Source organism: Gracilibacillus oryzae (genome assembly GCF_009498735.1).
Classification (GTDB): domain Bacteria; phylum Bacillota; class Bacilli; order Bacillales; family Amphibacillaceae; genus Gracilibacillus; species Gracilibacillus oryzae.
Window position 1 is genome coordinate 1 of sequence record NZ_ML762467.1, and the last position, 6,403, is coordinate 6,403.

Sequence of the window (6,403 nt, forward strand, 5' to 3'; positions counted from 1 at the left end):
AATGACCTCTTTTGTCTGTACATTAATTTTCACATTACGTACTCCCCACACATCGTGCAAAGCTTCTGAAATCTTTGCTTCATCTTCTTTTTTAACATTTGGAATAGAAAATTTATGGGTAATCATTGCTGCACATCCTTACTTAATGAGATTGTTTTTTCGCTAATCCTTCACCCATACCATTTAAAAAGTTGATCATCATGTTAAGTGACCGTTTCACATTGGGGTCTTTCGTAGCCTTTAATAAACTCCATAAACTTGCATCTTCGGTTTGTTTCGTACTTTCTGATGCTTTTTCTACTCCTTCAGTTAATCCGCCAGCCAATTGCTGTAACTGTGCCGAATCAATTGATGCAAGGAGAGTAAACATTGTCATTGCGTTTTTTATCACATTATGCATACCTGGCTGATTGATTTGTTCGATTGCGATCGCACCAACTTTCTGGCGTGTCTTTAAAATGGCTTTCAATGCCGGAAGAACTTCTGCATTATGAAGTTCTTCTATAATTTCAATCGCCTCTTCAATCGCCTCCCGATTATCAGCAATCTTATTTAAGATTGCTGATAGATCTTCCGCACGTTCTTCTTTCACATTGCTTTCTATCCGCTCAATTTGCCTGATCGCTTTGGCCATTGTAAACCCCCTCACTTTTTAGTGTTTCTGGTATTGGGGTGAAATCTGCTCGTTTCCATTTCTTCTCAACTTCCACACCAATATGAGGCTGTGGGTTTCCAAATCGGAAATTGTGTTGAGGCAATGGCGATTCACCTTTTTGTTCAAGCAGATCCATTTTCACCTTCGCTTCTTTATAATTCGGTGTATGTGTATCTTTATCATAATAACTGCTTGTTAATTTATTGACTGCTTTTTCGCCATCTGCTGTATTCATTGGCAAATATAATTCTTTTCCTGTCACTCTGTCTGTTACCAACACACGGATTTTCACTTTTCCATAAGGAGAGATTAAGCGGACAAGCGAACCTGTCTCTATATTGCGTTCCTTAGCTAATTCCATGGATACCTCTAACCACGGACCTGGAACAATATGATGGATACCTTCGGAACGATCGGTCATATTACCTTCATGGAATTGCTCAAGCAGTCGACCATTATTTAAATGCAGATCAAATTCATCTTCATATTTCATTGGCGGTGTCCAGTCAACCGGGAATAGTCTCGCTTTCCCGTCTAAAAACTTGAATTTATCTTTGTACAGAAGCGGCGTACTTTCACCGTTAGGTTTCACTGGCCAGATTTGACTGTCCCAACCTTCCATGCGGTCATATTTGACTCCTGCAAAAATCGGAGCAAGCTGTGCTGCTTCATCCATAATTTCAGATGGATGCGAGTACTTCCAGTCAGCACCTAACTTATTGGCAAAATCCCGGAAAATTTCCCAATCAGGCTTGCTGTCCCCGAGCGGCTCTAATACTTGATGGAAACGCTGAATTCTACGTTCGGTATTAGTAAATGTTCCCTCTTTTTCCAAACTAGGTGCTGCCGGTAAGACAACATCCGCGAACTCGGCTGTTTTGGAAAAGAAGATATCCTGAACAACAAAGAACTCCAGCTTCTCAAACGCTTCATGAACATAGTTGATATTGGAATCAACAAGACCCATTTCCTCACCGAAAAGATACATTCCTTTTACTCGACCATCAGTTATCGCTTCAACAATCTGGTGGTTATTCAATCCTGGTTTTTTAGGAATCGTCGTATTCCATGCCTGTTCATATTTGGAGCGAACTTCATCATTTTCCACCGGTTCATAACCTGGCAGCCAGTTAGGCATTGTTCCGAAATCACTGGCACCCTGCACATTATTATGACCACGAAGCGGGAATGCTCCAGCACCTGGTTTTCCATAGTTTCCTGTTACTAAAAGCAAATTACTAATTGCTGTACTGGTGTCTGTTCCGCCCATATGCTGGGTAACACCCATTGCCCAGAGAATACATGTCCCATTTGATTCATGGATCATTTCTGCCACTTGAATCAATGTATCTTTTGCTAATCCTGTTACTTTCTCAGCATATTCTAACGTAAACTTTTCTAGAGATTTTTTGTAATCTTCCACTTGGTTGACACGGTCTTGTAAAAATTTCGCATCCTCCCAGCCTTGATCAAGGATATACTTAGTGACAGCTGACAACCAGACAAGGTCTGTACCAGGATTAGGGTGGATAAATAAATCAGCACGTTCAGCCAGGTCATGTTTCCGCAAATCAGAAACAAGCAGCTTCTGCCCATTTAACTTATGTGCTCGTCTGATTCTTGTTGACAAAACGGGATGAGATTCGGCTGGATTGGCTCCTACTACCATGATTAAATCCGCAACAGCAATATCCTCTATTGTTCCTGAATCACCACCGATTCCAACTGTCCGCATTAAACCAGCGGAAGCCGGTGTCTGACAGTATCTTGAACAGTTATCAATATTGTTTGTTTGAAACACAGAACGGGCAAGCTTTTGAAATAAGTAATTTTCTTCATTGGAACATTTGGATGAGGAAATGAATCCAAGGGCATCTGCTCCATCTTTTTCTTTAATAGATTGGAACTTTTCTGCCATAAGATTAAGTGCTTCTTCCCAAGTTGCTTCATGGAACTTGTCCCCTTTTCTAATCAGCGGTTTGGTTAAGCGTTCCTCACTATTGACAAAATCCCAGCCGAATTTTCCCTTTACACATGTGGAAATGCCATTAACAGGGGCGTCTTCTTTGGGCTGTACTCGTAAAATATCTCTTCCTTTTGTCCAGACTTCAAAGCTGCACCCGACACCACAATACGTACAGACTGTTTTCGTTTTCTGAATCCGGTCTTCCCGCATTGTCGCTTCTACATTGGAAATGGCAAAAATCTCTTTATAACCCGGCTCCACTTCTTTAGTCAGGTCAATCATAGGCTCAAGCATGTTTTTGGCCATTCCAGTCAGGAAACCAGCCTTACCAAGCATCGTTTTTTCCATTAATGCATTACACGGGCAAACTGTTACACAGTGTCCACAAGAAACACAAGAAGATTCATCAATTGGTACATCGTCATCCCAAATTACTCTTGGTTGTTCTCTTTCCCAGTCAATACTCAGCACTTCACTGACCTGCAGATCCTGACAAGCTTCTACACATAAACCACAAAGAATGAATTGATCAGGTTCATACCGGTAAAACGGGTGTGAAGTGTCTGGCGGATAAGGCTTTGCCTGAAATTCATATTTTTGATGTTCGATTTCCAAATATTCGGCGGTGTTATGTACAACACAATTTCCATTATTATTGTCGCAAACCGTACAATAGAGCTCATGATTTTTTAGAATCCGTGACATCCCTTCCAATTGTGCCTCTTTGGCAACTCCGGAGACAGAATTCACCACCATATCCGGTTGCGCATCAGTTGAACAGGCCCGCATCAATTCACCATTTACTTCTACATAGCAAGTGTCACATGTTTGAATCACACCAATCCCCAGATCAGGTTGTGATGAACAAATTCCAGGAATGTACACATCATTCTCAAGGGCTGCTTCTAAAATCGACTGCCCTTTCTTTGCGGTTATATTGCTGTCATTCACTTTGAGGGTAAAGCTTGTATCTCCCACGCTTCCCCACCTCCTTGAAAATATTCAGACATATTATAAGTATTAACAATTGAAACATTTGTATTACATGTATTGTGAAATTTTAAAGAAGAAGTTTCTACTTTGTTTTTGTGGAATAGATTGTTGCTTTTTAGTTGAGGATGATTTGAATAGAAATAGTGATAAGGCGTTTTATATTATTACAAAAAAAAGAAGCAGTTTCCTAATCAAACTGCTTCCTGTTGTTTCGCTTTTCTGTCTTTCAGTAATAACATGACATATAATATGATCGCAATTGTCACAGAACCAGCACCTGTAGCATAAATAAAACGATAGCCAAATGCGGAGGCAATCAAACCGAAGCCAATTGCCCCAATCCCTACCCCGAGATCGAAGAAAGAGAAGAATGTGGCATTTGCCATCCCTTTCCGATTCGCTGGTGACTGATTGATGGCCCACGCCTGAAGTGCCGGCTGGACTGTTCCAAATCCTAATCCGTACAACGCTGCTGCAGTATACAGAACAAAAGAATTTGGCAGCCATGCTAGAAATACCATTGCCACCAAGATTAAAAATGCTCCGGGAACAAAAACAGCTTTATGTCCTCTCCGATCATATAATTGCCCTGCAAATGCTCTGGTAATCATTAAGAAAAGAGCATAAATGAGAAAATATAATTCAATTCCCGCGATTCCTTCCTGATTGGTATATAACGGCAGAAAAGAAGCGATCCCTCCAAAACAAAAGGTTATAAAAAATAATAATAAAGAGGGGCGCAGTGCACTTTTTTCCAATACATCAAATCGCGGCGGGACAGCTTTTTTTGCTTCAGGATCCACAGGCTTGTACCTGATCTGACTTGACAGTAAAAAAGCAACTATACCTAATGCTGCACAAATCAGAAAAAGGGACATAAATGAGATATAATTATATAAGGTCAGCCCCAACACCGGTCCGACAGCAAGTGCTATATTGCCTGACAGACCAAAATAACCCATCCCTTCGCCGCGTCTTTTTTCCGGAATCAGATCTGTCGCAATGGTACCTGTAGCTGTTGTCGAGAAACCCCAGCCTAACCCTTGAACAATCCGCATCATAAACAAAAAGACAATACTTGTAATAAAGGCATAGGAGCCGATTGAAATAACAAATATCCCAAGCCCGATCATATATACATACCGTCTTCCCTTAGACTCTAATGCGTGTCCGGCAGTCGGGCGCAAAACAAATGCTGAAAATGTAAAAATACCTGTAATAAGACCGATTAACTGATCATTTCCGCCTAATTGCTGTACAAATAGAGGAATTGTCGGTAATGTCATCTGAAAACCTAAAAAGATAAAAAAATTTGCCATACAGATTAAGGCAAAATCCTTTGTCCAGATCTTTTCTTTTTTCTGTTGAGAGAAACTCACATGCAAGACTCCTTTATTTCGATAGTCGAAATATATTATAACGTAATAGACTGTGTGTTACTACCAATAAGGACAATAATTCAGCTTTTTTTGACTTATGCGCACCAGGCAGCAATCCAAATGAAAAAGGCGGAAGATGTCCCTTATCCCCGCCTTCTCTACTAATTAATAACCCTTCTTATAATCTACCACATTCACATTCGGCTCACCCGTTTCAAGATAATGCTTTAGATTAGGGATAAATATATCACGTATCACACGCTCGTCATAATATTCTGTTGCTCCCGCTGTGTGTGGAGTAATAATCACATTTTCCATCTCCCATAACGGACTTTTTTCCGGTAAAGGTTCTTCCTCAAACACGTCCAGTCCAGCACCAGCGATCTCCCCATCTTTTAAAGAATGAATAAGTTCGTCTTCTTTCACTATTTTCCCTCTGCCAATATTAATAAGGAAAGCGCTCTTCTTCATTTGCTGAAATTCTTCTCTCCCGAACATTCCAGTTGTTTCTTCTGTCAGTGGAAGTGTAATCACCACATAATCACATTGTGGCAAAAGATCCGCCAGCTTGTCAGGAGTATACATTTCATCAACATTGTCTGTCTGTTTTCCGGAATGACGGACACCGAGAACTTTCATCCCAAAAGCTTTTGCTATTTTAGCCGTCTCCTGGCCAATGGCACCAACACCGATAATACCGATTGTTTTTTTATGAATTTCTAATTTCAGTCCAGCATGGTGCCATGTTTTCTTTTCTTGCTGGCGGACATATGTATGAATATTGCGAGTTAAGGCGAGCATGAGTGCAAATATTGTTTCGGAAATAGGATAAGCGTGGATCCCATTGGCACTGGTCAAAGCCACATTTTTTTGCTGTAACTTTTCAAGCGGAAGACTGTTAACTCCTGCGCTAAATGTTTGAGCCCATTTAAGCTGATTATTGTTTTCCAGCAAAATCGGTTCCGCTGCCTTCCTCCAGTGTAATACTATTTCTGCTGATTCAAGTTCATTTTTTATTTTGTCTGGATCCTTGTCGGCTGTTACTTCCCAATCTGGAATAACCTGTTTGATCTCATCGATCAATTTTCCCTCAAGATTGGCGTTGATTGCTAATGTTCTCTTTTTCATAAAAGCCCTCCTTCTTTATATAACTACCCGCGTTTGATTATATCTTAACATTTTATTGAAGATTTTATCATTATAGACACCGGATTCCTATTTTCCTTTTTCTGAAGATAGGATGTATTGATATTAAATAATGGATTTGTAATCTTTGAGATGAAAAAGGATATAAAAAAACCTTTAAGAGAGATTCTCTTAAAGGTTTTTTCTGTTGCCTGGCAGCGTCCTACTCTTGCAGGGGCAAGGCCCCAACTACCATGGGCGCTGAAGAGCTTAACTACTGTGTTC

At 40.4% G+C, this 6,403-nt stretch carries 5 protein-coding genes; all 5 read right to left on the reverse strand.

Features of this window, described 5'->3' with window-relative positions; genetic code table 11:
- Positions 1-142 precede the first annotated feature (142 nt).
- The gene (locus F9U64_RS22395; RefSeq protein WP_153407117.1) at positions 143-634 is read right to left on the reverse strand and encodes a helical membrane plugin domain-containing protein; all 492 of its coding nucleotides are present in this window, start codon (positions 632-634) and stop codon (positions 143-145) included.
- Entirely contained in the window at positions 609-3,599 is a 2,991-nt protein-coding gene (fdhF, locus tag F9U64_RS22400) for a formate dehydrogenase subunit alpha (protein ID WP_153407118.1), read from the reverse strand. The genes F9U64_RS22395 and fdhF overlap by 26 nt, the downstream gene beginning before the upstream one ends.
- 206 nt (positions 3,600-3,805) lie before the next feature.
- Positions 3,806-4,933, reverse strand: coding sequence for an MFS transporter (locus F9U64_RS22405; protein WP_153407120.1), 1,128 nt, complete (start codon positions 4,931-4,933; stop codon positions 3,806-3,808).
- 225 nt (positions 4,934-5,158) lie between these two features.
- Positions 5,159-6,121 (reverse strand): D-2-hydroxyacid dehydrogenase, encoded by a 963-nt coding sequence (locus F9U64_RS22410; RefSeq protein ID WP_153407119.1) that lies wholly within the window; start codon positions 6,119-6,121, stop codon positions 5,159-5,161.
- Between the two features lie 44 nt (positions 6,122-6,165).
- A partial coding sequence (locus F9U64_RS23315) for a hypothetical protein (RefSeq protein WP_228275866.1) occupies positions 6,166-6,403 on the reverse strand: 238 nt, incomplete at its 5' end.

Coding starts and splice junctions, on each gene's coding strand:
- F9U64_RS22395 (WP_153407117.1), bottom strand. CDS start 634: ATGGCCAAAGCGATCAGGCAAATTGAGCGGATAGAAAGCAATGTGAAA.
- F9U64_RS22405 (WP_153407120.1), bottom strand. CDS start 4,933: ATGGCAAATTTTTTTATCTTTTTAGGTTTTCAGATGACATTACCGACA.
- F9U64_RS22410 (WP_153407119.1), bottom strand. CDS start 6,121: ATGAAAAAGAGAACATTAGCAATCAACGCCAATCTTGAGGGAAAATTG.